This is a genomic window from Tissierella sp. QWL-11, from assembly GCF_058683765.1.
Genome location: NZ_CM178750.1, coordinates 164934 through 190942, shown reverse-complemented (window position 1 = coordinate 190942; position 26009 = coordinate 164934). Strand labels below are relative to the sequence as shown.

The window sequence follows — 26009 nt, the reverse complement described above, 5'->3', positions numbered from 1 at the left end:
CTATAGCATTTTTCTATTTAATAGGGTGTTAGAAGAGATATTAGATGTGTATAATTTAAGTGTTTTTTTTGATCTTTTTTTATCTTCAATAGTTATAATATAGGATTTTGTGTTTTCATCTATTTTATTTATAAGTTTCCCATCTTCTATCAATCTTTGTATTAAAGCTCTATTAATATCTGATTGTTCTATTGTCTTATAGTCAATTATTGCCAATATATTATTTTTAAGAATAGAAATATTATTTCCTATGTGCAATATCATAGCTTTTCATCCTTTAAAGTAATTTTACCATCATCTATATAAAAAATTGATTTTTTTAACTTTTCCACAGACTTCAAATCTTCTAGATTTGTAGTTGTAATAAATGTCTGTATATTTGAAAATAATTTAGTTAAATACAATTTTCTATCATCATCTAATTCTGAAAATACATCATCTAAAAGAAGTATAGGATATAGACCTCGATCTTTTTTTATTATTTCTAATTGTGATAACATAGCAGACAATATAGTGGTTCTTTGTTGTCCCTGGGAACCATAAGTCTTTACATCTCTTTTATCTATAAAAAATTCTATATCATCTCTGTGAGGGCCTATCCCTGTAGTTCCATATTTTATATCTAATTTAAGATTCTTTTTAATTAATTGAAAGTATGCCTTTTCCATCTCTAGTCTATCATCTAGTATTTCTAAATTTGTATTGTAAACTATTTTTAGATTTTCCTTACCCTTAGTTATATCTCTGTGAATATTAGCAGCTATTTCATTTAAATTTAAAAGATAATTTTGTCTATCTAATGCTATAGTAGTACCTATTTTAGATATTTGAATATCAAATATATTTAAAAGTTCTTCTATATTTTTTTGAAATTTACTTGCCTTTAATATATTGTTTCTCTGAAATAAAAGCTTTTTATATTTATTTAAATTATAACTATACACAGGCTTTATTTGAGATATGGCTTGGTCTAGAAACTTTCTTCTTTCATTTGGCCCATCTTTTATAATTTTCAAATCATCTGGAGAAAATATGACCACATTTAAACCATAAGATAGCTCCCTCTGATTTTTTAATTCTGTCTTATTAATCCTAATTCTCTTAGGTTTAATCTTGTCCATTTTAATTTCTATAAATTTCTCATAATCTCCAAGTAAAACATTAGAGCCTATGTAAGCTTCATCCTTAGAAAAATAGATTACTTCCCTATCCTTATTTGTCTTAAAGGATTTAGCAGTAGCAAGTGTATATATAGCCTCTAGGAGATTTGTTTTGCCTTGGGCATTTCTTCCTATGAATATATTTATATTTTTATTTAATTTTACATATATATTTTTATAATTTCTATAATTTATAAGCCTTAAATCCAATACATTCAAAAATTATCCTCCTCAAGGCAATAGATCTTAATCCTTAGTATTATATCATATATCCTTTTACTAAACAAATGTTCTACGAAAATAAAAAGTTTATTATTTAATAATAAACTTTTCATTATCTTCTATTTCTATTATGTCTCCTGGTCTTAATTTTTTTCCTCTTTGAAGAGTTAATTCTCCATTTACCTTTACCAGTCCATCTTTTATGATTATTTTTGCATGACCACCTGTTTGTGCAATCTCACTTAATTTCAAAAACTGATCTAGTTTTATATATTCACCTTTTATTTTTATTTCTTCCAAATTTTCACATCCTTACTTAAAAATCATCTTGAGCAAGTCTTACTGGCAATACTAAATATATATAATTGTCATTATCCATTTCATATATTATACATGGATTTAAACTACCCATAAAGCTCAATTGGATTTTTTCCGAATCCATTACTTTTATTCCCTCTAGTATATATCTAGAATTAAAAGCAATATTTAAATTTTCTCCTGACTTTTCTGAAACAACTTCTTCATGCACATTTCCTATTTCAGTATTTGATTTTATAATTACTAAATCATCTTCTATACTTAATTTCACTAAATTAGCTTTTTCTTCCTTAGCAAGTAAGGATGCTCTTTCAAGACTTCTTTGGAATTCATTTCTATCCACAATTACTCTTGTTTCATGGTCTTTTCTAACTATATCTTTATAATTAAAAAACTGTCCTTCTAAAAGTCTTGAATACATAACTGTTTCACCTATATTAAATACTACATGGCCAGGTGCTATATTTATTTTTATATCATCTTCCTTGTCATCTAATATTTTATTTAATTCTATTAAAGATCTTCCTGGTATTATCATCTTTTCTTCTAAATTTGAATTAGTATTTATCATTTTTAAAGTAAGTCTATATCCATCTAATGCTACAAAAGATATATTTTCCTTTTCTAATTCAACTAATACACCAGTAAGAGATGGTCTAGTTTCATCTTGGGTTGTAGCAAAAACAGTTTGTCTTATTATTCCTTTAAATATATCCATTGGGATATTGAATGAATCCTTTTCTAGAATAATAGGTAAATCAGGATAATCTTCTGCAGAATTTCCTAAAATATTAAACTCAGATTTTTCACATTTAATATTTATATTGTTTTTATCTGTTTGTATAATTATATCCTCATTAGGTAATTTTTTTATTATATCTCCAAATATCTTAGAATTTACAACTATTGAACCTTCTTCTTCTATATCACAGTCTAAAAATGTTTCAATACTTATTTCTAAATCTGTACCTGTAAGTTTTAGACGATTATTTCTTGCTTCTATTAATATACCTTCTAATATTTGCATAGTTGTTCTAGATGAAATTCCTCTTTGAGTTATATTTATATGTTTTGATAAATCTTTTTGTTTAACTATAATTTTCAAGTTTTTTCCTCCTTTAGATAGCTATAAAGAATTAAAAATATAGTAGTAATAGTAGTAGGGGCTGTTAGTATGTGGATAAGTAGTTAAAGTTGTAAGACATGCTTATTTTAAATATTAATAACATGTTGATAAGTAAATAATAAATCTAAAATTTATCCACAAAGGATCAAAAGTTATACACCTTTTAATCTATCCACAATTTTTTCTACTTTTTCTTTTATATCTTTCTTTTGTTTAAAATCATTGCTTATTTTGTCACATGCATGAATAACTGTAGTATGATCTCTACCTCCAAATTCATCTCCTATTTTGGGAAGGGATAAATCTGTAAGTTCCCTTGTAAGATACATAGCAATTTGTCTTGGATAGGCAATAGCCCTAGTTCTTTTTTTAGAATTAAAGTCTTCAATTTTTATACTAAAGTCTTTAGATACCTCTTGTTTTATCAGATCTACTGTTATTTCTACAGGCTTATTATTTGAAATAATATCCTTTAAAGCTTCTTCTGCAAGCTCCACATTTATTTCTTTATTAGTTAGAGAAGAATAGGCTACAACTCTTATTAAGGCACCTTCTAATTCTCTAATATTAGATTGGATTTTTTGAGCTATATAGTTTATAACTTCATCTGCCACTTCTATATTTTCTAAATTTGCTTTTTTTCTTAAAATAGCATTCCTAGTTTCTAAATCTGGGGCTTGTATATCAGCTATAAGTCCCCATTCAAACCTTGATCTTAACCTATCTTCTAAAGTTGGTATTTCTTTTGGAGGCCTATCTGATGATATAATTATTTGTTTGTTTGCCTCGTGTAGAGCATTAAATGTATGGAAAAATTCCTCTTGAGTTCCCTCTTTTCCAGCTATAAACTGTATGTCATCCACCAAAAGTACATCTACATTTCTATATTTATTTCTAAATTCTTCATTTTTATATTCTCTAATAGAATTTATCAATTCATTTGTGAATTTTTCTGAAGATACATAAACTACCTTAGCGTCAGGGTTTTGACTCAATATGTAATGTCCTATTGCATGCATTAAATGTGTTTTACCAAGTCCAACTCCTCCATATATAAATAGAGGGTTATAAGCTTGTGCAGGAGCCTCTGCAACTGCTAATGAGGCTGCATGTGCAAATCTATTGCTATTTCCTATTACAAAGGTATTAAAAGAGTATTTTGGATTTAATTGAGCTCTTTCATTATCTTGAAGCTCATTTGTATCTTTTTCATTTATTGGTAAGTTTTGCTCTTCACCTGGGATTATAAATTGTATGGAATAATCTTTATTTGTAACTTCTTTTATAGAATTTTTTAAAAGATTTATATATCGACCTTCCAATATGCCTTTAGTGAAGTCATTTGGAGCTGCTAAAACTATCTCATCCTCAGTGATACTAATAGGGACAACCGTTTTTAACCAAGTATTATAACTTACTTGGGTTAATTCTACTTTGATAATATCTAGGACATTTTTCCAAATATTGTCCAAATCAGATTTCATATTCATCCCCCTTAAGTTAAATTTTTCTTTAGTAAATTTTAGTAAATTAATAATATTTCTAAATTATCAACAAATTTATCCACAGACATTTAGATAGAAATTTATTTTATAACATAAAAAATACTTCGAATTCTAGTGGATAAATTATCAACAATTTGTGTATAAAAAATATAGATAGTCTTTTTTAAAGAGTATCCACATATATTTTAAAATAAGTTTGTTGATAAAAAATGTGTTATTTTACAAGTTTAAGAAGATTATTTACAAAATGTCTAAAAGTTATACACAAGTTATCCACATATTGTGTATAACTTGTGTTAGTAATTTCTAAAAAAAGAATATCCACATGTGTTTTAATAATATCAAAAAACATAAATATATTCAATAACTTTATCCACAATATTCACAAGTTGTTAACAAGTATTTTCCATAAGCTTTGTGTTGAAAAATCTTGACATAGAAGGAGTATACAAATATAATTGTTAGTAGTGTGTTATTTTGTACTTGAAAACTCTATATTTATATATAGTTACTATTCTCAAGGAGGTGTACTTTAATGAAAAGAACTTTTCAACCTAAAAATAGACAAAGAAAAAAAGAACATGGTTTTAGAAAAAGAATGAAGACAAGATCAGGTAGAGCAATATTAAGAAATAGAAGGAAAAAAGGTAGAAAGAAATTATCTGCTTAAGGCCGCTAATCAGTGGCCTTTTTGTTAAGGTTAAAGAAACAAAGGAGTAATCTATGGAAAAAAAACATAGAATTAGAAAAGATATGGAGTTTAAAAAAGTATATAAAGTTGGAAGGAATTACTGGAATAGGAATTTAGTCTTATATGTAAGTAAAAATAAATTAGATAATACTAGGATTGGTTTTACGCTTACTAAAAAAATAGGAAATGCAGTTACTAGAAATAGGGTAAGAAGAAAAATGAAGGAAATCTGTAGACTAAATTTTAATAATATGAAACAAGGATATGACTTGGTTTTTATAGCAAAGAAAAATACAGTTAATCTTTCTTATGATGAATTAGAGAAATCTATAATTCATATACTAGGAATATCAAAAATTCTAAAAAAATAGGTGATGGTATGAGTCATATAGCTATTTTTTTAATAAAATTTTATCAAAAATTTATATCTAAATATATTTTAATAGGAAAACATTGCAGGTTTTATCCGACTTGCTCACAATATGCACTATTAGCTTATGAGAAATATGGATTTTTTAAGGGAAGCTTTTTAAGTCTTAAGAGAATACTTAAATGCAATCCATTTCATGAAGGAGGATACGATCCGCTTATTTGATAGGGGGCTAATGATAGATGACGGCTTTTTTAGGAAAAATTCTGGGAAGTTTACTGAAATTTGTATATGATTTAGTTGCCAATATAGGTACAGAACCAGAGAATTTTTCATATTTTGCAATAGCAATTATAATAACAACTATTATATTTAAATTATTGCTTTTGCCATTAAATATGCAACAGATGAAATCTACTAAAAAGATGAGTGAAATACAACCTGAGTTAAAAAGTATTCAAAAAAAATATAAAAATGATCCTCAAACTCAGCAAATAAAGTTACAAGAACTGTATAAGAAGCATAATTACAATCCAGCAGCAGGTTGTTTTCCAATGCTTATACAGTTTCCAATAATTATTGCGTTTTTTGCAGTGTTTAGAGAGCCAGCTAAATATGCTTTTACAAATCCTGCAATGTACGAAAGTATGAATAAGGCATTTTTATGGATTTCAAATTTAGAAAATCCAGATCCATATATGTGGGGATTACCACTTTTAGCAGCAATTACTACTTATGGATTAAACAAAACTATGCAACCTCCAAGCACAGGAGATGGAAACGATGCAGCAGCTTCTACACAAAAGATGATGAGTACAGTTTTACCTGTTGTAATATTTTTTTCAGCTAGTAGTTTTGCAGCAGGACTTGCATTATACTGGGTGATAAGCAATATATTTACAATAGTACAGCAAATAATTATGAAGAGGCCCTCACTAAAAGTCAAGGAGGAGAAATAATATATGAAATATGTTATTAAAGAATCTAAAACTGTAGAAGATGCCCTAAGGGAAGCTTTAAATGAACTTGGAAAAAGAGAAGATCAGGTACAAGTGGAAGTTTTAGAAGAGCCTACTAAAGGATTATTCGGCTTTATTGGAGGAAAAGAAGCAAAAATAAAAGTAAGTGTAATAAATGACATAATAGATATTGCTGATAAATTATTAGATAAAATATTAGAGTCCTTTAATGTAGTTGCTACAAAAGAGATATCTAAAGAAGATGATATATTAAAGATCTATATAGAAAATGTAGATCCTACAGATAAGGGAATTATAATTGGTAAAAGAGGAAATACTCTAGATTCTATTCAATATCTTGTAAGTCTTGCAATAAATAAAGAAAATGATGAGTATATAAAGGTATTAATAGATGTAGAAGGATATAGAGAAAAAAGAAAAAACACTCTAATAAGACTTGCACATAAAATGGCTGATAAAGCTATTTATGTAGGTAGAGTAGTAAAACTAGAGCCAATGAACCCCTATGAAAGAAGGATTATTCACTCAAGTCTACAAGATTATAAAGGTGTAAAGACATACAGTGAAGGGGAAGAACCATATAGAAGAGTTGTAATAGCAAAAAAAGAGGACAAATAAACTAAAACCTAGATTGTACAATCTAGGTTTTTTTTAGCATTATTGGAAGGAATTCGATTTGACAGTTTGTGGTATAATAAATAAGATATATTATGGATGATTATGAAATTTAATATAGAGGTGAAATACATGGATACAATAGCAGCCATATCTACAGCAGTTGGAGAATCAGGCATTGGTATTGTAAGATTAAGCGGAGAAAACTCTATAGACATTGGAAACTCAGTGTTTAAAGGAGTAAATATAGATAAATTAATAGATGCACAAAATAGACTATTAACCTATGGTCATATAATAGATGAAGATGGGGAAATAATAGATGAAGTCCTAATAGCATATATGAAGGAACCATATACCTATACTAGAGAAAATATGGTAGAAATATATTGCCATGGAGGAATAATTCCAGTTAAAAAGACCCTAAATTTATTATTAAATAAAGGTGCTAGACTTGCAGAAAGAGGAGAATTCACTAAAAGAGCATTTTTAAATGGAAGACTTGATTTATCTCAAGCTGAGGCAGTTATAGATATAATAAAGTCAAAGACTGATAAGAGCTTTGAAGTGTCTTTGGGGCAATTAGAGGGAAACTTGTCTAAAAAAATCGAAGATATAAGAAATATACTTTTAAATATGATAGCTCATGTAGAGGTATCTATAGATTTTCCAGATGAAGATGTAGAACCTATGACCTATGAAGAGATGGAAGTAGATGGAGAAAAGGTAAAATTTGAAATTGAAGAACTCCTAGCCACAGCAAATAGAGGTAAAATCCTGAGAGAAGGACTAAATACAGTAATTCTTGGGAAACCAAATGTGGGAAAATCATCATTATTAAATGCTATACTAAGACAAAATAGGGCAATTGTAACTGATATACCTGGTACTACAAGAGATATAATAGAAGAGTATATAAATATAGATGGCATACCATTAAAGATAGTAGATACAGCAGGTATAAGAGATACGGAAGATATAGTTGAAAAAATAGGTGTAGATAGAGCAAAGGAAACCATAGAAGCTTCAGACCTTATAATATCAGTATTTGATAGCTCGAACTCTTTAGAAAAAGAAGACTATGAGATAATAGATTTAATTAAAGACAAAAAGTCTATTGTCATATTAAATAAAAGTGATTTACCTAGTAAATATACAGAAGATGATCTAAGAAAGCTCTTAAGTGATAAACTGATAATTACAAGTTCTATTGCCAAAGGAATTGGTGTAGAAGAATTAGAAGATAGTATAAAAGATATGTTCTTCAAAGGGGAAGTTGAAATTCAGTCAGATACAATGATTACAAATCTAAGACATGAAGATCAGCTTAAAAAAGCTCTAAAAAATATAGAAAGTGCAATAGATGATATAAAATCTAAGGTACCTTTAGATTGTGTAGAAGTTAGTCTAAGAGATTGCTGGGAGAATCTAGGTGAGATCTCAGGAGATACAATAGATGAAGATATATTAGATAAGATATTTTCAGAGTTTTGTATAGGGAAGTAGTTGCATATTTGTATATTTAAACCTGTTAAATTAAATGGGAGGAGAAAGAATGAGAGAAGTAGCTATGTATATGTTTATAGGAGGATTAGTATTAATCCTTATATCAATTATTATACAAATGAGAGAAGATATTAAGCGTATGAATATAACTTTAAACAATATAGCTAAACAAGTTGGTGCTTTTGATAAAATGAATGATGAATTAAAAAGTGATATTTTAGAACTTATTTCAGAAGGTGAAAAAGTTAAAGCTATTAAAAAATATAGAATAGCGACTGGTGCAGGGTTAATTGAGGCTAAAGAATATATTGATTCTTTAAGCTAAGTAAAATAAAATTAATGAACACTTTTTATAAAATGTACAAATAAAAATTAATATAAACTAGACAAAGAAATTTGTCACACTTTAGAAAGGTGAAAAGCCATGAAAGAAGTAAGAAAATACAATGCAGGAAAATATGATGTTATAGTCATAGGAGCAGGACATGCAGGAGTTGAAGCTGCCTTGGCTTCAAGCAGAATGGGTATGAAGACCTTAATAGCTACAATAAGCCTAGACTCTATAGTAGCCCTATCTTGCAATCCAAATATAGGAGGAACAGCTAAGGGGCAACTTGTTAGAGAAATAGATGCTTTAGGTGGAGAGATGGCCTTGAATATAGATAAGACCTTTATCCAAAGTAGAATGTTAAATACTTCAAAAGGACCAGCTGTACACTCATTAAGAGTACAAGCTGATAAAAGAGCTTATCAAACAGAAATGAAAAAGGTAGTAGAAGAAGAAGAAAACCTAGATTTAGTTCAAGCAGAAGTAGTTGATATATTAATAGAGGATAAAAAAATAGTCGGAGTTTTAACTAGAACAGGTGGAGTATACTCTGCAGATGCAGTAATAGTTGCAACTGGAACTTATCTAAAGGGACATATATATATGGGAGAAGTAAATTATCCTTCAGGACCTGATGGAAGATCTCCTTCAGATATTTTATCAGATTCCCTAAAAGATATGGGATTTGAATTAAGAAGGATGAAGACAGGTACACCTGCAAGAGTTCACAGAGATAGTATAGATTTCTCAAAGATGGAGATTCAACCTGGTGACGAAGAGATAATTCCATTTTCATTTTTAAATGTGGGAAAAGATTTAAATAGACCTCAAGTACCTTGCTATTTAACTTATACTAATGAGGAAACCCATAAAATAATAAGGGACAATTTAAATAGGGCACCAAAATACGCAGGAGAAATAGACGGAGCAGGTCCTAGATATTGTCCTTCTATAGAAGATAAAATTGTAAGATTTGCAGATAAAGAAAAGCATCAGATATTCATAGAACCAGAAGGACTAGATACTAAAGAAATGTATGTACAGGGAGCAAGCTCCACACTTCCAGAAGAAGTTCAAATAGAAATGTATAAAAAAATAACTGGACTTGAGAATGTTAGGTTTATGAGAACTGCATATGGTATAGAATATGATGCCATAGATTCCACCCTTTTAAAGAGGAATTTAGAGCATAAAGAGATAAAAAATCTATTTTTTGCAGGTCAGGTAAATGGCTCATCTGGATATGAAGAAGCAGCGGCACAAGGTTTAATAGCAGGAATTAATGCTACATTAAATCTTAAAGGCGAAGAACCATTTATCCTAGATAGATCACAAGCATATATAGGAGTTTTAATAGATGATTTAGTAACTAAAGGAGCAGACGAGCCCTATAGAATGATGACATCAAGGGCAGAATATAGGCTTATATTAAGACAAGATAATGCAGATTTAAGGCTTACAGAGCTAGGTTATAAACTAGGTCTTGTAAAGGAAGATAGATATGAAAAGTATTTAAACAAGAAAAATTCTGTAGAAAGTGAATTAGAAAGATTGAAAAAAGTTCAAATTAATCCTACAGATGCAAACAATGAAAAATTGAAAGAATTAAATACAACAGAATTAAAATCTCCAATTAACTTATATAATCTTATTAAACGACCAGAGGTAAAATATGATGATACATCCATATTTGATCCAGATAGAAAGCAGCTATTTAGAGAGATAAGACTTCAAGTAGAAACTCAAATTAAATATGAAGGCTATATTAAGAAGCAAATGGCTCAAATACAACAATTTAAAAAATTAGAAAATAGAAAGCTCCCTCAAGATAAAGATTATAGTCTTGTAAAGGGACTTAGTAATGAAGCTGTACAAAAACTAAATGATATCAAACCAGATTCAGTAGGGCAAGCTTCAAGGATACTTGGTGTTTCTCCTGCAGATATCAATGTACTTTTAATTCATTTAGAACAACTAAGGAGGAAAAGTAGTTGATGTTAGATATAGATACCTTGAAAAAAGGGTCAAAAGAACTTGGTATAAATTTAAAAGAGCAAGACAAAGAAAGGTTCTTAAAATATAAAGAATTACTCTTAGAATGGAATGAAAAAATTAATATAACAGCTATCACAGAAGATAGGGAAGTGGACATTAAACACTTCCTAGATAGCTTAACTGCCTTGGATTCAGATAAATTGTCAGGATCTAAAAAGATAATAGATGTAGGAACAGGTGGGGGATTTCCAGGGATACCTTTAAAGATAATAAATGAAGATTTAGATGTAACTCTACTTGATAGCCTAAACAAGAGGATAATTTTCTTAAAAGAAGTTATAGAAAGCTTAGGTTTAAAAAATATAGATGCAATTCATGGAAGAGCTGAGGAACTAAGCAGAAAAGAAGAATATAGGGAAAAATATGATATCTGTATATCTAGAGCTGTGGCATCATTAGATACTTTAAGTGAATATTGCCTGCCCTTTGTTAAAAAGGGAGGATACTTTATTTCAATGAAGGGTCCTGAAGTAGAATCGGAGATAAAATTATCTAAAAATGCTATAAATATTTTAGGAGGAAAGGTCGAAGACAAGAGAATAATCACTATTCCACAAAGCGATATAAATCATTCTTTGATAATTATAAAAAAAATTCGCCAAACTCCTACAAAATATCCTAGAGGTGGGGGAAAACCTAAGAAGAAACCTCTTTAATTTTAATAGAATTTGACATAAAAAACTTGGGAAATAAAAAAGGAAATAACAATTTCTTATAGTATAATTATAATAAAGTCTAAATGAAGAGGTGAGATTCGTGGGAATACAAAAACAAGTAAAATATATTCCTTTAGAGGCTATTAGACCAAATCCATATCAACCTAGGAGAAACTTTAGCAAAAGGTCTTTAGAGGAACTTTCTCAATCTATTAAATCATATGGTGTCATTCAACCCATAAGTGTAAGGCAAATCACAGAAAAGAGCTTCGAATTAATTGCTGGTGAAAGAAGGCTTAGGGCATCTGAATTAGCAAACTTAACAGAAGTACCTGCTATTATAGTAGAATATAGGGATAGAGAGTCCGCAATAATTGCATTAATTGAAAATCTCCAAAGAGAAGATTTAAATTTTATAGAAGAAGCTGAAGGATATAATAATTTAATATTAGATCATCAGTTTACTCAACAAGAATTAGCCCAAAAGATTGGGAAGTCTCAATCCACCATAGCAAATAAATTAAGACTTTTAAAACTTCCAGATGATATAAAGGGAAGTTTAGTAGAAGAAAATCTTACAGAACGCCATGGAAGGGCTCTTTTAAAATTACCTGATGATGACTTAAGAAGGGTAGTTTTAGAAAAAACTATTAAAAATAATCTAAATGTAAGTAGCACAGAAAAACTAGTAGAAGATATACTAGATAAATTTAGAGAAGAACCAGAAGAAGATGAATCCCATAGACAAAGTATAAAATCTCTAATAAATATTAGAATATATATAAATACCATAAAAAAAGCTTTTGAAGCTATAAAAAGTTCTGGTATGGATGCAAAATATAAAGAAGCAGATAAAGAAGATTATTATGAAGTAACAATAAAGATACCAAAAAAATAAAATGTTCCATGTGGAACATTTTATTTTTTTGTTTAATTAAGATTTATAAATTTTCAAAGTCTAGTTATAGATCAAAAATGACCCCTGCAAATGCCCTGTGCTCGATTATTGTATGCTTGTCCATAGCGTTAGTATACTTAGAAACAAAAGTCATCATATTTGAATTTGAGGCCTTACAATCGAAATAATCATATCTAAATTTAGATATGATTATTTGCAGGAGCAATTTTTTACAAATAATACTATCTTGTTTATCCATAGGCCTAAAAAACTTGAGCAAACATTTAAGTTTTCTTATTTTTAATATTATATGTGAAATATTTATCTTATGATTATATATGTTATAATAAATCCAAGGAGATGATTAGATGAAAACTATTGGTTTATTGGGAGGCATGAGCTGGGAATCCTCCTTAGAATATTATAGAATTATAAATGAAGAAACTAAAAAGGAACTAGGAGAAACTCATTCAGCCAAATCCATAATGTATACTTTTGACTTTCACAAGATTGAAGTCATGCAGCATACAGCTAAATGGGAAGAACTTACAGATGAAATGGTAGAACAGTCGAAAAATCTAAAGTTAGCAGGAGCGGATTTTATTGTTATCTGTACAAATACCATGCATCTTATGGCAGATCATATAGAAAAACAAGGAAATATAGAAGTGCTACATATAGCAGATGCAACTGGAAAGGCTATAGAAAAGCAATCATTAAAAAAAGTAGCTCTCCTTGGAACAAAATTCACCATGGAAAGTTCTTTTTATAAAGACATATTAAAGGCTAAATACAATATAGAAACTATAATACCAGAAAAAAAAGATAGAGATATTATACATGACATAATATACAAAGAACTTGTATTAGGGAATATAAGGGAAGATAGTAAAAAAGAATACTTAAAAATCATAGATAAATTATCTAAAAATGGGGCAGAGGGTATGATATTAGGTTGCACAGAAATTCCTTTACTTATAAAGCAAGAAGATACTCCTATACCTATCTTTGATACTACAACTATTCATGCCAAAGCTGCAGTTGAATATGCTTTAGAAGAAATTTAAAGTTAATGTTCCACGTGGAACATTTTAGATAGTATATAATGTATATCAGTAGAATTATACGCAAACTAAAATGTATTTTAAGGAGGCATAAAATGAATCAGACAATAATTAACTTTTTACCTTCAATAGTTATGTTCGGTACAATAGCAATAGTAATAATAGTGGGTACTTTGATAATTAAGACAATTAATAAGAAATAAATCAAAATAATCAACGTCACATTCGTAGTATAATGTGTATTAATGTTTGTCATTCTGAGCATAGCGAAGAATCTTAAAAGGGGTGATAGGTTGTATTATGTATATATGATGAGTAATTGGAACAATAAAGTTCTGTATACAGGTATTACTAATAATTTAGAGCGTAGAGTGTATGAACACAAAAATAAATTAATAAAAGGTTTTACATCAAAATATAACATAAATAAATTAGTATATTTTGATTACGCAGAAGATGTCACTTCAGCTATATCAAGAGAAAAACAGATTAAAGGATGGATTAGGCAAAAGAAAAATGAATTAATAGAAAGTATTAATCCTGAATGGAAAGACTTATCTGAGAAATTTTAAACCAAAGATTCCTCGTTGCACTCGGAATGACAGTGACACATGTTTATATTATATACAATATTGTAGCAAACTTTTATTAATAGTGTATAATAAGTGTATATTATATCCTATTTTAAAGGTAGTGATGGGATTAAAGAGGAGGTGTTGAATCATGGATAAACAAGAAGATAGTAAACTGAAAAGAATTCTTGAAACATTATTACACATAGTAACAATATTTTTGCTTATCGTAACTTTTAATATAAGTAAAAAGACAGACTTTAATTTAATAGAAGCTGAAAAGCTATTAAAAGAAACCTATGGACCAATTAATACATTAGTTAGAGAATCAAGGCTTAATGAAGATAAAGATTTACTTTTAGTGCCTGATTACATAAAAACTAGGGAAGATACTTACAATTTACTTAAAGGAAAAATGGAAGATCACGAGATAGAAAGCTATATGGAAGACTTTATAATAGAAAAAGAAGAAGGAATATTTCTAGATCCAGAATTCTATATACCTACCATATATGCAGAAGATGCAAAAGTAAATAAGGCCTATATAAAGAAAAGTGAAAATTTCCTCAAAAAGATTTTAGGAAGAGATTCTGAAACAAGGGAAGAATTAATTATAAAAGAAAAGTGGAGTAAAGATGGTACTAGAAGGACCAACTACTTCATTAAAGATGAAGATAATAAATGGATTTTAGAGGGAATCAGTGGAACAAAATCCCATGGATTTGTAGATATAGATGATAATCCATGGAGTAAATATTGGTAAGAAAATAAATAAATGATTGGAGTTTAAATGTTTAGAAATAAAAAAGTTATAATATCCTGGACTCTAGTTATAATTTGGATGGGGATTATATTTTATCTATCCCATCAGCCAGCAACCCAGTCCAATGATTTAAGCACAGGTATTACTCAACAAATTGCAAAAGCAGTAGAAAAAGCAACAACAGATTTAGATATAGATATAGGAAATTTTAATCATATAATAAGGAAGATGGCACATTTTTCAGCTTACTTCCTTCTAGGAGTTTTAGTATTAAATGCTATAAATCAAAATAATCCCTTAAATAAGAAGTGGATAATGATTTCAATAGTCATATGTGTATTATATGCCATAAGTGATGAAATCCACCAAGGATTTATCCCTGGAAGGGGACCGGCTGTATTTGATGTACTAATAGATAGTTTAGGGTCAGTTACAGGAATCTCAATATATAAGCTTTTCACTAAATTAAGAATATAAAATACATACTAACAGAATATTGAATGTTCCACGTGGAACATTTACAGGATACAAAGGAGATAAAAAATTGAATAAAAAGATAAAATTAAGTAAATCAAATAAAGAAGAAATGAAAAAAAGAATAAAAAAATACTTTTCAGAAGAAAGGGATGAAGATTTAGGTGATTTAGCCTCTGAGTTAATACTAGATTTCTTTTTGCAAGAATTAGGGCCAAATATATATAATCAAGGTGTGGAAGATGGATATTTATATATGCAAAGTAGTATAGAAGACCTTTTAGCATTGAAAATATTAAGAAGATAAAAAAATGTTCCACGTGGAACATTTTTGTTTTGTATTAATTAATAAATCTGTTATTATATATATATGGTGTAAAACAATCGAGGTGAAAAAATGGGAAAGATAATTTCAATCTTTAACCAAAAAGGTGGAGTAGGCAAGACCACCACAAGTATTAACTTAAGTGCAGGAGTCGGCAAACTTGGAAAAAAAGTATTACTTATAGATTTAGATCCCCAAGGGAACTCAAGTAGTGGACTGGGAATTGATAAAGATGGAGTTGAAAATCTTATATACGATGTATTGGCTTTAGATAAACCCATTGAAGATACTATATATGAAACTTCTGCAGAAAATGTAAGTATTATTCCATCTAATAGTCAGTTGGCAGGTCTAGAGATAGAACTTGCACAAAGTGGGGACTGGGAAGAACTATTAAAAGGGAAATTAGCTGGTATAAGGGATAAATATGATTTTATTTTTATAGATTGTCCCCCATCTCTTGGTATACTTAGTGTATTAGCTTTGATAGCTTCAGATAGCGTTATAATTCCTATTCAATGTGAATACTATGCATTGGAAGGAGTAAGTCAATTATTTCATACTATAGAACTGGTAAAGAGAAGCTATAATCCGGAACTAAACATTGAAGGAGTAGTTCTAAGTATGTTTGATGGAAGAACAAATCTATCCATACAAGTAGTTGAAGAAGTAAAAGAATACTTCAAGGGGAAAGTATATACTAGTATAATACCTAGGAATGTAAGATTAGCTGAGGCCCCTTCTCATGGACAAGCAATAATGGACTATGATGACAAGTCAAAGGGTTCAGAAGCTTATATGGAATTGTCTGAAGAGTTTTTAGATTTAATTTAATACAGTTTATTTATTAATTACTATAGACATATTTCTGGAAGGAGGCGAATATTGTGGCTACTAAGAAAAGAGGACTTGGAAAAGGATTATCTGCACTAATAGGAGATAAGCCTATAGTAGATTCTATATTAGACGAAAAAGAAATAAACCAAAACTCCATAGAAAAAATCCCTCTATCTAAGATAATTGCAAAAAAAGATCAACCTAGAAAAGAATTTGAAGTTGAGCAATTAGAAGAATTGGCAAAGTCTATAGAAATACATGGAGTTATACAACCAATTATCTTAAGAAAAAGTGAAAGCAAATATGAGATAATTGCAGGAGAAAGAAGATTTAGAGCATCTAAAATAGCAGGTAAAAAAGAAATACCTTCTATTATAATAGAGATAGATGATGAGAGCGCAGCTAAACTTGCTCTTATAGAAAATATTCAAAGAGAAGACTTAAATCCTATAGAAGAGTCTAATGCATATAAAAGGCTTATGGATCAATTTGGTTTAAAACAAGATGAAGTAGCAGAAGCAGTGGGGAAAAGTAGAAGCTATATAACCAATGCTTTGAGACTTTTAAATCTTGAAGAAACTGTAATAGAGCACATCTCAAGTGGCAAGATCTCCCCAGGACATGGAAAAGTCCTATTGGGTATAAAGAATAAAAAAAAGCAATTAGAATTGGCAGATAAAATTATTTCTGATGAATTAAATGTGAGAGAAACTGAAAAAAGGGTAAAAGAATCTAAGAAGAATGTTACAAAAAATAAAAATAAAAAAAACAAAGATCCCTACACCATTACTCTTGAAGAAGAAATGATGAGGTCTCTAGGTACAAAAGTAAACTTAATATCTGGGAACAAAGTAGGAAAAATTGAGATAGAATACTACACAGAAGAAGATTTGGAGAGAATATTTGAGGTTATAACTAACTAATGTTCCACGTGGAACATTAGTTGTAAAATATAAAATCTAAATAGTAGGAGGAAGATCAATGTTAGTTAAAAAAAATGTTGAAGAATTTATCCAAGTTACAGCTAGTGGGGAACCAACTCCAGGTGGTGGAAGTATATCTGCTTTAGCAGGAAGTTTAGGTGCAGCACTTACTAGAATGGTAGGAAATTTAAGTTTTGGTAAAAAGGCATATGAAGAATTACCTGCAGAAACTAAAAGCAAAATAGAAGAAAACTTTAAAAAATTAGAGAGTAATATGGAAACCCTTACAGAAATAATAGACAAAGATTCTACAGCTTTTGATGGAGTAATGAAAGCTTTTAAAATGCCAAAGTCTACTGAAGAGGAAAAGAAAGCAAGAAGCCAAGCTATTCAAGAAGGATACAAAGAAGCAATGGAAGTACCTCTTAACTGTGGAGAACTTTGCTTTGAAGTTTTAGAACTTCAAAAGGAATTTGCTAATCATGGAAATATCAATGCTATAACTGATATAGGAGTAGGTGCACTTTTAGCTTATACAGGTTTAGAAGGGGCTCTTTTAAATGTTAAAATAAACTTACAAAGTGTAAAAGATGAGGCATATGTAAAAGAAACACAAGACAAAGTTGAAAAACTTTTAAAAGAAGGAAAACAACTTAAAGAAGAATTAATGGAAGTAGTATACAAGAGATTAGGTTAATTTTAAAAAAGTAGTAGAGGATATCCTCTACTACTTTTTTTATAGCTACTAATCCAATTATCTAAGCTATTTTTTTATGCAACTATAGTAGAATATATGTTATAATGTTCTAATGGAGGTGTTTTTATGACTTATTTTGATAATGGAGCAACATCATTTCCAAAACCAGATATAGTATATGAAGCTATTATGAAAGCCATGAAAGACTATGGAGCAAATCCAGGGAGATCTGGACATAAACTAGCTCTTAAGACTAATAGAGGAATATATAAAACTAGAGAATTAATTTCACAATTATTTAACATAGAAGATTCCTTAGATTTAATATTTACATTTAATGCTACTCAAAGCTTAAATATAGGAATCAAAGGAGTATTAAAAAAGGGAGACCATGTAATAACTACATCCATGGAGCATAATTCAGTTTTGCGTCCTATAAAATATTTAGAAAATATAGGTATAGAAAATACCATAGTACAAGCTGATTCTTATGGACTTATAGACCCTATACAAATTGAGGATGCAATTAGACCCAATACAAAACTAATAGTTACTACCCATGTATCTAATTTAACAGGTAGTATTATGCCCATACAAGATATTGGTAAAATAGCAAAGGATAACAATATCTTATATTTAGTAGATGCTGCTCAATCTGCAGGAGTCTATCCTATAGATGTACAAGAGATGAATATAGATATATTGGCTTTCCCAGGACATAAAGGCCTGTTAGGACCTCAAGGTACAGGTGGACTCTATATTAAAAAGGGAGTAGCAGTAGAGGGGGCATTCCAAGGTGGAACTGGTAGTGTATCCCACTCGCTTATACAACCAGATCTAAATCCTGATAAGTTTGAGAGCGGCACATTAAATGCTCCAGGTATAATAGGTTTAGGAGCAGGGGTTAAATATATAATGGACAAGGGAATAGATAATATTAGAAAACATGAAGAAGCTCTGACTAAAAAGTTTATAGAAGGAGCAAAAGATATAAAAGGGATAAAGCTATATGGTCCATTAGATATTAAAAAACAAGCTGGAGTAGTGTCTTTAAATATGGGCGATATAGATTCTTCTGAAATAGCATATATATTAGATGAACAATATAATATTCAAGTAAGACCAGGCATGCATTGTGCTCCTCTGGCTCATAAGACTATAGGCACATTTGATCAAGGAACCATTAGATTTAGCTTTGGACCATTTAACACTGATGACGAGATAGAGTATTCTTTAAATGCTTTGAGGAATATTTCTCGGGAAATATAAGGAGAATTTATGAAACAAATTATAGACTTTATTACAATTTATCATATAGAAATAACCATATCTTTATTTGTAGCAACATTAATTTTATTAATAAGTGTATTAATTCTACAATATAAATATAAAAAGTCCATGGAAAATTACACTAAATTAGTAAGAGGAATAAAGGGGTTAGACATGGAAGAACTCTTAACAAGTATAAATAAAGATATATTTAATATAAAAAATCAAACACAAAATAATCAAAACAATATAAAGGAAATAAATACAAGACTTTCTTTTGCCATACAAAGGATTGGATTTCTAAGATATGATGCATTTAGAGACATGGGAAGTGAACTTAGTTTTTCAATCGCCCTTTTAGATGAATTTAAAAATGGGTTTGTATACACTAGTATCTATGGCAGAGATACTACAGTTAGCTATGGCAAGCCTATAAAAAATGGTACAAGCAATATCCCTCTATCAGCAGAAGAAATGTTAGCTATTGATAGGGCTATTAAGGGTGAAAACCTTAATATTTAAGAAAGGAAACAATTTATGGATAAATTACTATTTATTATAAATCCTGTAGCAGGTAGAAATAAAGCACAGAAACTCATTCCTTTAATAGAAGAAACTATGAAGGAAAACCATATAGATTACAAAATAATTAAAACTACAAGACCAAAAGAAGCTACCGAATTAGCAGAGGATTTAGAGTATAAAAAGGTAATTGCTGTAGGTGGAGATGGAACTATAAATGAAGTTGCTAAGGGTCTTATAAATAGAAAATCAGGAATTCTTGGAATAATTCCTGCAGGGACAGGAAATGACTTAATTAAGAGTTTAAATATTCCTAAGGATCCAAAAGAAGCCTTAGAAACCATTGTAAAGGGAGAAACTACAAAAGTAGATATAGGAACTTTAAATAATAATTCATTTTTAAACATAGCTAGTGTAGGCTTTGATGCAGAAGTAGTTAATATTGCAAATATAATAAAGAAAAAAATTAAAATTAAAGGGACATTTGCATATATACTAGGAGTTTTATACTCCTTATTATCATACAAAAGAAAAGAAGTAATAATAGACATAGATGGAAATATATATAAAAGAAACATAGTACTTATGGCAGTAGGAAATGGAAGTTATTATGGTGGAGGTATGAAAGTTTTACCATCTGCCAGTTTAAATGATGATAAACTACATATATGTATTGTAAAGAATATTAGTAATCTTAAAATCCTTTTTTTATTTCCCACCATATTTAAGGGAAATCATTTAAGGTTTAAAAAATATGTAGAGACTTTTACAGGGAAGTCTGTAAGGATATATTTCAAAGAAGATACTTACTTTAATTTAGATGGAGACTTATTTAATGGAGATAAAGACCTTCATTTAAATATATCCAATTCTAAATTAGAAATATTTAAATAAGGCATATAATTATTAAGAAAACTTAATAATTATATGCCTTAAAATCTTCAAAGGTGATAAATACATATTTCCACTAAATGAATAAAATTCCAGTTAAGTAAGTATAATATATGTTAACTAGCATAGGGTTGCATTATTTATACCCTATTGATATAATAAATATTGTTACAAAATAGTTACAATTTCTCTTTAAAGCAAGAACAAAAGGTGAAATTTGAGGAGGTATACTTTAATGGAACAAAAGAATTCCTTAAAGGGATTTTATAAAAAACTTGAAAAATTAAAAGTTTCCATATTACAATATAAAGATAAATTAGACATAAAGAATATAAATTTTAAAGATATAGATAAAAATGATGAAAAAGTGAGAAAGGCTTTAGCTTTATTTATGGCAGTAGTAATAGTTGGATTAGGATTTACTGGATATAAGGTAAATGAAATAAGGACTAGAGCTTTTGACATCTATATTGGACAAGATAATATAGGTTCAGTTAGAGATAAAGAAGAAGCTTTAGAGATTATGGCTGAGATTCAATCAGACTTATCTAATGAGTACAATCTTGATATAGTACTTGATAATAAATTGAATTTTGAAAAGACCCATGTTAAAAGTAGTGGTGTTTCAAGTAAAAAAGATATAAAAGAAAATATAAAATCAAGTATTGGATTTTTAGTTTCTGGATATGCAATAGAGGCAAATGGTGAAAAATTAGGATTTGTAAAGACTAAAAGAGAAGCTGAATATGTCCTTGATAAAATAAAAGAACCATATTTAAAAAGGATAGACATGGATTCAAAAATAAAAGATGTAAAATTAGTTGAAGATATTAAAATGGTAAAGACACAAGCCAAATTAAGTGATATAAGTAAACAAGATGAATTAATTGAATACATAAGAACTGGGGCAGAAGAAACTAAAACCCATGTAGTAGAAGTGGGGGAGAGTTTTTGGACTATAGCAAGGATGTATGATACTACAGTAGAGAATTTGGTATCAGCAAATCCTGATAGTAATCCATCTAAATTAAAGCCAGGGGATCAGGTTAGATTGACTATTCCTACTTCAAAGATAACAGTAGCTACAATAGAAGAAGTACAATATAGTGAAAAATTGAATTATGATGTAGAAGTAGAAGAAAATAGCTCTATGTATGCCAATGAAAAAAAGGTAAAAGTAAAGGGTGTACTAGGAGAAAGCAAAATAATAGCAGATGAAGTAAAGCACAATGGTGTTTTAATAGAAAAAAATATAGTAAAAGAAGAAATAGTAAAAGAACCTACTACGGAAGTAATAATAAAGGGTACAAAACCAGTACCAAAGACAGCTGCAACTGGAGTGTTTCTTATGCCTACTAGAGGAAGAATTTCATCTAGATATGGTATGAGAAATGGAAGAATGCATAGAGGACTGGATATAGCAAATAGTCTAGGAAGCAGTATAAGTGCAGCAGATGGAGGTACAGTAACCTTTGCAGGTTATAAGGGAACTTATGGGTATATGGTAGAAATTGATCATGGAAATGGATACAAAACTAGATATGCTCATTGTAGTAAATTACTAGTAAAAAAAGGAGAAAAGGTATATAAGGGCCAGCGTATAGCCAATGTAGGTAATACTGGAAGGTCCACAGGACCTCATCTCCATTTAGAGGTACTAAAAAATGGAGCTCACCAAAACCCAATAAACTATGTAAGATAATTAAAGGACGGAAATCCGTCCTTAATTTAATTTAAATTGAATTTATAAAAAATATATCCTTTGGACAATATCATCATTTTATAGTAAAATTTATGAAGAAAGAAATTTAATCCAAAGGAGTAAATATATGCAAAGTCTATTTAGTCAATTACTAAACTTTTTATCCATAGAATTTACAGTAATCTTAACAGCAGCATTACCTATTATAGAGCTTAGAGGGGCAATTCCAGTAGGTATATCTCTAGGTCTTTCTCCTATTCATGCAACTACTTTAGCATTTATAGGGAGTATGATTCCTGTACCATTTATTCTATTTACAATTAGACCGATATTTAATTACTTAAAGACTACAAAGACATTTAAAAATTTTGTACAAAAGTTAACAGATAGATCCATGAGTAAAAATAGTAAAAAAATACAACAATATGGAGTATGGGTATTGGTTCTCATAGTTGCCATACCCCTTCCGGGAACAGGAGTATGGAGTGGTAGCTTAGCCGCAGCTCTAATGGACATGAGATTTAAATGGGCATTCCCTGCTATACTTTTAGGAAATTTAATAGCAGGAATTCTTATAATGATTATCAGTCAGGGAGCATTTAATCTATTCTAAAGTCTATTGATAAAAAATTTACCGGAGTTTTACCTAAAATTGTTTCTAATTTTACCTAAAAATTGTAAGATGATGATGTAAATAAGATCATATGTTAATATGGTTTAGTCTATAATCTACAAAACTTTAATACAAATTCGATATGAAATTAATTTACAGAAGTATTTATCTATGTTAATATTATTCTGGTGATGAAAGATGAAAATAGGAAAATTGAAATTTATTATAACAATAGATGTACATGGAACTATTTATTCAAACAACTTTTCAGATGACAGTGATGAAAAGATGGGATTTAGTAGATTATCTAGTTATTTACAAGAATTGAGACAAGAAAACTAAGTTATTTTGATTGATAATGGGGATGTAAACCAAGGAAGTCCTTTAGTGACTTATACAAATAAATATGAAGAGAAAAATATAATGTCTAAGGTTTTAAATTTTTTGTCTTATGATTATTTTAATAAAGGGAATCACGATTTTAATTATGGTTCGGAATTTTTAATGAACTATATTGAAGAAATAAAAGGAAAATGCATAACTTCTAATGTTCTATATAAAGATGTGTCTATTGGACATTCTCAAATTTTGAATATTGAAAATAGAAACATAAAAATAGGTAGGATTTTAACAATGCTTGTTCGTACAATATCATCTTTGGTATATGGACTTATGTTTATAAGAGTATCTGGGCCAAGACCTTTTACTGGTGTATTGACAATGGCTGTTATATCAATAGGAATGATGACAAAACTATATATAAATGCCATTGAAGATATAGATGTTGATATGAATCTTAGAGATGCTTCTGTGCTTGGACTTGTTGGAGCTGGAGGTAAGGGGCTCCTTTAATATTTGCAATGAATGCATATAGATGGAATGAAGTTGGATCATTATTAATTGGATTAGTTATTCTTGTTTTATTAATTGAATTTTTTTCAAACAAGGTAAGAACTAAACTTGCTAGAGGTTAAGGAGATAGTAAATTAAAATATTTTGGTAAATCTTAAAAAAACTATTGACAAAAATATTTATTTTTATTATAATTGTGGAAAATAATCAATAAATTCAGTGAATGGAAAAAGTAAGTAATGCTTGAAGGTTTAGAGAGTCGGGGACGGTGGAATCCTGATACGGAAAGTCTGCTGAATGGTTCCATGAGAAGCGATGTGAAATCTTAGGAGAGTATCATTAGCCGAGTGTCTTACGTTACAAAGACAGGGTATCGAAATATTAGTAAAATATTAGTATTTCCGTACTTTAAGAGTGAGATAGGTGACTATCTATATTAGGTGGCAAAGCGAGATACAACATTTCGTCCTAGATATTAGGATTGAAATGTTTTTTTGTTTTTCTACAAGTATAGATATCTATCTAAAGAAGGTGGCAACACGGAGTGGTAAGCATTTCGTCCTTATATTAGGGATGAAGTGCTTTTTTTTGTATTCAAAAAGGGGGAATTAGAGTATGTATCTAGATTATGAAGAATTTAAAAGATTAAACAGAAAGAGAAAAATAGGTTATATTTCACTAGAAATAGATGGAGATATTCACACTCCCGTTTCTTTATTTAAAGAGTTATGTAAAGGGGGAAAAACATTTTTATTCGAAAGAGTTGAGGGGGAAAGTAATGGGAGAAGATACTCTTATATTGGGAGGCATCCCTTTATAGAGATTATATCCTATGGGAATCAAATCACAATAATTAAAGAAGATGAAATAATAAATAAAAAAGGGGATATTCTTAGGGTTTTACAGGAAATTATGGATGAGTATAATATGGTTCAAGTAGAAGGACTAGAATACTTCACAGGTGGTGCAGTAGGTTTTATTGATTATGATTCAATAAAAAATATTCATGGAGTAGAAAATGTAAATAGAGATAGCATAAAAACTCCAGATTCACATCTTTTAATTAATAAGGATATCATTATTTATGATCATTTAAAGCAGAAAATAAAGATTGTTACAAATATAAAGATAAAAAATTCTTTAAAAGAAACATATGAGGAAGGATTATTAAAATTAGAACAAATAAAAAAAGAAATAGTAGAAATGAAATTTTCTCCAGAAAAAGAAACGAAATCAATTTTTGAAGAAGTGGAATATACAAGGAATGAAACAAAAGAAAGTTTTATGAAAAAAGTTTTAAAGGCTAAGGAACACATAAAAAATGAAGAGATATTACAAGTAGTTTTATCTCAAAGATTTAATTTAAATACAAAAATTAATCCTTTTAGAGCATATAAAAGGCTGCGAACTTTAAATCCTTCTCCGTACATGTATTATATAGATTTTGGATGCTATCATGTAGTTGGCTCTTCACCAGAAACTTTGGTTAAGGTAAATAAAGATATAGTAGAAACTTGTCCTATTGCAGGTACTAGACCTAGAGGAAAAAATTTAGAAGAAGATAAATATTATGAAAAAGATCTATTACAAGATAAAAAGGAAAGGGCAGAACATTTAATGTTAGTAGATTTGTCCAAAGAAGATATTGGCAAGATATCAGAAAAAGGAACAGTTGAAGTCAATAAATTTATGCAGATACAAAAATATTCACATGTGATGCATATTGTTTCTCATGTAATAGGAAAAATAAAAAAAGATTCAAATCCTTATGATGTTTTAAGAATTTGTGCACCTGCAGGAACTGTATCTGGAGCTCCAAAAGTAAGAGCTTTGGAAATTATAGAGGAACTTGAGAATGAAAAAAGAGGAATATATGCAGGGGCGATAGGTTATTTTGGATTTAATGGAAATATGGATACTTGTATTGCCATAAGAACTATAGTATTTAAAGATGGAATGGCTTATATTCAAGCAGGTGCTGGAATTGTCCAAGATTCAAAACCTGAAAATGAGTATAAAGAAACTTTGAAAAAAGCAAAAGCACTTATTGAATGTATTAGAAAAGGGGTGTAGAA

At 29.1% G+C, this 26009-nt stretch carries 31 protein-coding genes; 26 read left to right on the top strand and 5 right to left on the bottom strand.

All coding sequences use genetic code 11. The features are described from left to right. From remB to dnaA, 5 genes are all read right to left on the bottom strand, one after another. The gene (remB, locus tag AC4PG3_RS00985) at positions 1-264 is read right to left on the bottom strand and encodes an extracellular matrix regulator RemB (protein ID WP_492197224.1); all 264 of its coding nucleotides are present in this window, start codon (positions 262-264) and stop codon (positions 1-3) included. Continuing rightward, positions 261-1379: a DNA replication/repair protein RecF gene (gene recF / locus AC4PG3_RS00980; RefSeq protein WP_492197223.1), complete on the bottom strand. Its 1119-nt coding sequence runs from the start codon at positions 1377-1379 to the stop codon at positions 261-263. Before recF ends, remB begins: the two co-directional genes overlap by 4 nt. A gap of 93 nt (positions 1380-1472) precedes the next feature. Continuing rightward, the gene (gene yaaA / locus AC4PG3_RS00975) at positions 1473-1682 is read right to left on the bottom strand and encodes a S4 domain-containing protein YaaA (protein WP_492197222.1); all 210 of its coding nucleotides are present in this window, start codon (positions 1680-1682) and stop codon (positions 1473-1475) included. A 16-nt stretch (positions 1683-1698) separates the two neighbouring features. Next, positions 1699-2805, bottom strand: coding sequence for a DNA polymerase III subunit beta (gene dnaN, locus AC4PG3_RS00970; protein WP_492197221.1), 1107 nt, complete (start codon positions 2803-2805; stop codon positions 1699-1701). Between the two features lie 173 nt (positions 2806-2978). Next, positions 2979-4310: a chromosomal replication initiator protein DnaA gene (dnaA, locus tag AC4PG3_RS00965; protein WP_492197220.1), complete on the bottom strand. Its 1332-nt coding sequence runs from the start codon at positions 4308-4310 to the stop codon at positions 2979-2981. 556 nt (positions 4311-4866) lie between these two features. Here dnaA and rpmH point away from each other — a divergent pair. From rpmH to trpE, 26 genes are all read left to right on the top strand, one after another. Next, on the top strand, positions 4867-5001 hold the full coding sequence (gene rpmH, locus AC4PG3_RS00960) for a 50S ribosomal protein L34 (protein WP_492197219.1): 135 nt from the start codon (positions 4867-4869) through the stop codon (positions 4999-5001). 53 nt (positions 5002-5054) lie between these two features. Beyond that, the gene (gene rnpA, locus AC4PG3_RS00955) at positions 5055-5393 is read left to right on the top strand and encodes a ribonuclease P protein component (RefSeq protein WP_492197218.1); all 339 of its coding nucleotides are present in this window, start codon (positions 5055-5057) and stop codon (positions 5391-5393) included. A gap of 8 nt (positions 5394-5401) precedes the next feature. Beyond that, positions 5402-5617: a membrane protein insertion efficiency factor YidD gene (yidD, locus tag AC4PG3_RS00950; protein ID WP_492197217.1), complete on the top strand. Its 216-nt coding sequence runs from the start codon at positions 5402-5404 to the stop codon at positions 5615-5617. Between the two features lie 17 nt (positions 5618-5634). Next, positions 5635-6351 carry a YidC/Oxa1 family membrane protein insertase gene (locus AC4PG3_RS00945; RefSeq protein ID WP_492197216.1) on the top strand — a complete coding sequence of 239 codons (717 nt, stop codon included), beginning with the start codon at positions 5635-5637 and terminating at the stop codon, positions 6349-6351. Positions 6352-6354: 3 nt separating this feature from the next. Next, positions 6355-6990, top strand: a complete 636-nt coding sequence (gene jag, locus AC4PG3_RS00940) for an RNA-binding cell elongation regulator Jag/EloR (RefSeq protein ID WP_492197215.1) — start codon at positions 6355-6357, stop codon at positions 6988-6990. 129 nt (positions 6991-7119) lie between these two features. Next, a complete protein-coding gene (gene mnmE, locus AC4PG3_RS00935) occupies positions 7120-8493 on the top strand; it encodes a tRNA uridine-5-carboxymethylaminomethyl(34) synthesis GTPase MnmE (RefSeq protein WP_492197214.1) in 1374 nt (457 codons plus the stop codon). A gap of 49 nt (positions 8494-8542) precedes the next feature. Further along, positions 8543-8818 carry a hypothetical protein gene (locus tag AC4PG3_RS00930; protein ID WP_492197213.1) on the top strand — a complete coding sequence of 92 codons (276 nt, stop codon included), beginning with the start codon at positions 8543-8545 and terminating at the stop codon, positions 8816-8818. Positions 8819-8917: 99 nt separating this feature from the next. Next, positions 8918-10816, top strand: a complete 1899-nt coding sequence (mnmG, locus tag AC4PG3_RS00925; RefSeq protein ID WP_492197212.1) for a tRNA uridine-5-carboxymethylaminomethyl(34) synthesis enzyme MnmG — start codon at positions 8918-8920, stop codon at positions 10814-10816. After that, positions 10816-11532 carry a 16S rRNA (guanine(527)-N(7))-methyltransferase RsmG gene (gene rsmG, locus AC4PG3_RS00920; protein ID WP_492197211.1) on the top strand — a complete coding sequence of 239 codons (717 nt, stop codon included), beginning with the start codon at positions 10816-10818 and terminating at the stop codon, positions 11530-11532. The genes mnmG and rsmG overlap by 1 nt, the downstream gene beginning before the upstream one ends. 100 nt (positions 11533-11632) lie before the next feature. Then, entirely contained in the window at positions 11633-12430 is a 798-nt protein-coding gene (gene noc, locus AC4PG3_RS00915; RefSeq protein WP_492197210.1) for a nucleoid occlusion protein, read from the top strand. Positions 12431-12798: 368 nt separating this feature from the next. Next, positions 12799-13497, top strand: coding sequence for an aspartate/glutamate racemase family protein (locus AC4PG3_RS00910; protein ID WP_492197209.1), 699 nt, complete (start codon positions 12799-12801; stop codon positions 13495-13497). A gap of 290 nt (positions 13498-13787) precedes the next feature. Continuing rightward, the gene (locus AC4PG3_RS00905) at positions 13788-14066 is read left to right on the top strand and encodes a GIY-YIG nuclease family protein (protein ID WP_492197208.1); all 279 of its coding nucleotides are present in this window, start codon (positions 13788-13790) and stop codon (positions 14064-14066) included. 151 nt (positions 14067-14217) lie between these two features. Beyond that, positions 14218-14829, top strand: a complete 612-nt coding sequence (locus tag AC4PG3_RS00900) for a hypothetical protein (protein ID WP_492197207.1) — start codon at positions 14218-14220, stop codon at positions 14827-14829. Positions 14830-14856: 27 nt separating this feature from the next. Continuing rightward, positions 14857-15306: a VanZ family protein gene (locus AC4PG3_RS00895; RefSeq protein WP_492197206.1), complete on the top strand. Its 450-nt coding sequence runs from the start codon at positions 14857-14859 to the stop codon at positions 15304-15306. A 67-nt stretch (positions 15307-15373) separates the two neighbouring features. Further along, positions 15374-15610, top strand: coding sequence for a DUF2164 domain-containing protein (locus tag AC4PG3_RS00890; RefSeq protein WP_492197205.1), 237 nt, complete (start codon positions 15374-15376; stop codon positions 15608-15610). A gap of 90 nt (positions 15611-15700) precedes the next feature. Next, entirely contained in the window at positions 15701-16462 is a 762-nt protein-coding gene (locus AC4PG3_RS00885; RefSeq protein ID WP_492197204.1) for a ParA family protein, read from the top strand. Positions 16463-16515: 53 nt separating this feature from the next. Next, on the top strand, positions 16516-17388 hold the full coding sequence (locus tag AC4PG3_RS00880; RefSeq protein WP_492197203.1) for a ParB/RepB/Spo0J family partition protein: 873 nt from the start codon (positions 16516-16518) through the stop codon (positions 17386-17388). Positions 17389-17446: 58 nt separating this feature from the next. Next, positions 17447-18085: a cyclodeaminase/cyclohydrolase family protein gene (locus tag AC4PG3_RS00875; protein WP_492197202.1), complete on the top strand. Its 639-nt coding sequence runs from the start codon at positions 17447-17449 to the stop codon at positions 18083-18085. A 126-nt stretch (positions 18086-18211) separates the two neighbouring features. Further along, a complete protein-coding gene (locus AC4PG3_RS00870; RefSeq protein WP_492197201.1) occupies positions 18212-19354 on the top strand; it encodes an aminotransferase class V-fold PLP-dependent enzyme in 1143 nt (380 codons plus the stop codon). A 9-nt stretch (positions 19355-19363) separates the two neighbouring features. Beyond that, positions 19364-19876 carry a DUF4446 family protein gene (locus AC4PG3_RS00865; protein ID WP_492197200.1) on the top strand — a complete coding sequence of 171 codons (513 nt, stop codon included), beginning with the start codon at positions 19364-19366 and terminating at the stop codon, positions 19874-19876. Positions 19877-19891: 15 nt separating this feature from the next. Continuing rightward, entirely contained in the window at positions 19892-20770 is an 879-nt protein-coding gene (locus AC4PG3_RS00860) for a diacylglycerol/lipid kinase family protein (protein ID WP_492197199.1), read from the top strand. Positions 20771-21002: 232 nt separating this feature from the next. Then, positions 21003-22469 carry a peptidoglycan DD-metalloendopeptidase family protein gene (locus AC4PG3_RS00855; protein WP_492197198.1) on the top strand — a complete coding sequence of 489 codons (1467 nt, stop codon included), beginning with the start codon at positions 21003-21005 and terminating at the stop codon, positions 22467-22469. Between the two features lie 127 nt (positions 22470-22596). Beyond that, positions 22597-23082 carry a COG2426 family protein gene (locus AC4PG3_RS00850; RefSeq protein WP_492197197.1) on the top strand — a complete coding sequence of 162 codons (486 nt, stop codon included), beginning with the start codon at positions 22597-22599 and terminating at the stop codon, positions 23080-23082. 198 nt (positions 23083-23280) lie between these two features. Continuing rightward, positions 23281-23424, top strand: coding sequence for a hypothetical protein (locus tag AC4PG3_RS00845; RefSeq protein WP_492197196.1), 144 nt, complete (start codon positions 23281-23283; stop codon positions 23422-23424). A gap of 45 nt (positions 23425-23469) precedes the next feature. After that, the gene (locus AC4PG3_RS00840) at positions 23470-23934 is read left to right on the top strand and encodes a PhnE/PtxC family ABC transporter permease (RefSeq protein WP_492197195.1); all 465 of its coding nucleotides are present in this window, start codon (positions 23470-23472) and stop codon (positions 23932-23934) included. 615 nt (positions 23935-24549) lie between these two features. Continuing rightward, positions 24550-26007, top strand: coding sequence for an anthranilate synthase component I (gene trpE / locus AC4PG3_RS00835; RefSeq protein ID WP_492197194.1), 1458 nt, complete (start codon positions 24550-24552; stop codon positions 26005-26007). Positions 26008-26009: the final 2 nt, after the last annotated feature.

Excerpts from the sequence above, each read along its gene's own strand:
- remB (WP_492197224.1), bottom strand. The coding sequence starts at position 264 with ATGATATTGCACATAGGAAATAATATTTCTATTCTTAAAAATAATATA.
- dnaA (WP_492197220.1), bottom strand. The coding sequence starts at position 4,310 with ATGAAATCTGATTTGGACAATATTTGGAAAAATGTCCTAGATATTATC.
- rpmH (WP_492197219.1), top strand. The coding sequence starts at position 4,867 with ATGAAAAGAACTTTTCAACCTAAAAATAGACAAAGAAAAAAAGAACAT.
- rnpA (WP_492197218.1), top strand. The coding sequence starts at position 5,055 with ATGGAAAAAAAACATAGAATTAGAAAAGATATGGAGTTTAAAAAAGTA.
- yidD (WP_492197217.1), top strand. The coding sequence starts at position 5,402 with ATGAGTCATATAGCTATTTTTTTAATAAAATTTTATCAAAAATTTATA.
- AC4PG3_RS00945 (WP_492197216.1), top strand. The coding sequence starts at position 5,635 with ATGACGGCTTTTTTAGGAAAAATTCTGGGAAGTTTACTGAAATTTGTA.
- jag (WP_492197215.1), top strand. The coding sequence starts at position 6,355 with ATGAAATATGTTATTAAAGAATCTAAAACTGTAGAAGATGCCCTAAGG.
- mnmE (WP_492197214.1), top strand. The coding sequence starts at position 7,120 with ATGGATACAATAGCAGCCATATCTACAGCAGTTGGAGAATCAGGCATT.
- AC4PG3_RS00930 (WP_492197213.1), top strand. The coding sequence starts at position 8,543 with ATGAGAGAAGTAGCTATGTATATGTTTATAGGAGGATTAGTATTAATC.
- mnmG (WP_492197212.1), top strand. The coding sequence starts at position 8,918 with ATGAAAGAAGTAAGAAAATACAATGCAGGAAAATATGATGTTATAGTC.
- rsmG (WP_492197211.1), top strand. The coding sequence starts at position 10,816 with ATGTTAGATATAGATACCTTGAAAAAAGGGTCAAAAGAACTTGGTATA.
- AC4PG3_RS00910 (WP_492197209.1), top strand. The coding sequence starts at position 12,799 with ATGAAAACTATTGGTTTATTGGGAGGCATGAGCTGGGAATCCTCCTTA.
- AC4PG3_RS00900 (WP_492197207.1), top strand. The coding sequence starts at position 14,218 with ATGGATAAACAAGAAGATAGTAAACTGAAAAGAATTCTTGAAACATTA.
- AC4PG3_RS00895 (WP_492197206.1), top strand. The coding sequence starts at position 14,857 with ATGTTTAGAAATAAAAAAGTTATAATATCCTGGACTCTAGTTATAATT.
- AC4PG3_RS00885 (WP_492197204.1), top strand. The coding sequence starts at position 15,701 with ATGGGAAAGATAATTTCAATCTTTAACCAAAAAGGTGGAGTAGGCAAG.
- AC4PG3_RS00875 (WP_492197202.1), top strand. The coding sequence starts at position 17,447 with ATGTTAGTTAAAAAAAATGTTGAAGAATTTATCCAAGTTACAGCTAGT.
- AC4PG3_RS00870 (WP_492197201.1), top strand. The coding sequence starts at position 18,212 with ATGACTTATTTTGATAATGGAGCAACATCATTTCCAAAACCAGATATA.
- AC4PG3_RS00865 (WP_492197200.1), top strand. The coding sequence starts at position 19,364 with ATGAAACAAATTATAGACTTTATTACAATTTATCATATAGAAATAACC.
- AC4PG3_RS00860 (WP_492197199.1), top strand. The coding sequence starts at position 19,892 with ATGGATAAATTACTATTTATTATAAATCCTGTAGCAGGTAGAAATAAA.
- AC4PG3_RS00855 (WP_492197198.1), top strand. The coding sequence starts at position 21,003 with ATGGAACAAAAGAATTCCTTAAAGGGATTTTATAAAAAACTTGAAAAA.
- AC4PG3_RS00850 (WP_492197197.1), top strand. The coding sequence starts at position 22,597 with ATGCAAAGTCTATTTAGTCAATTACTAAACTTTTTATCCATAGAATTT.
- AC4PG3_RS00845 (WP_492197196.1), top strand. The coding sequence starts at position 23,281 with ATGAAAATAGGAAAATTGAAATTTATTATAACAATAGATGTACATGGA.
- trpE (WP_492197194.1), top strand. The coding sequence starts at position 24,550 with ATGTATCTAGATTATGAAGAATTTAAAAGATTAAACAGAAAGAGAAAA.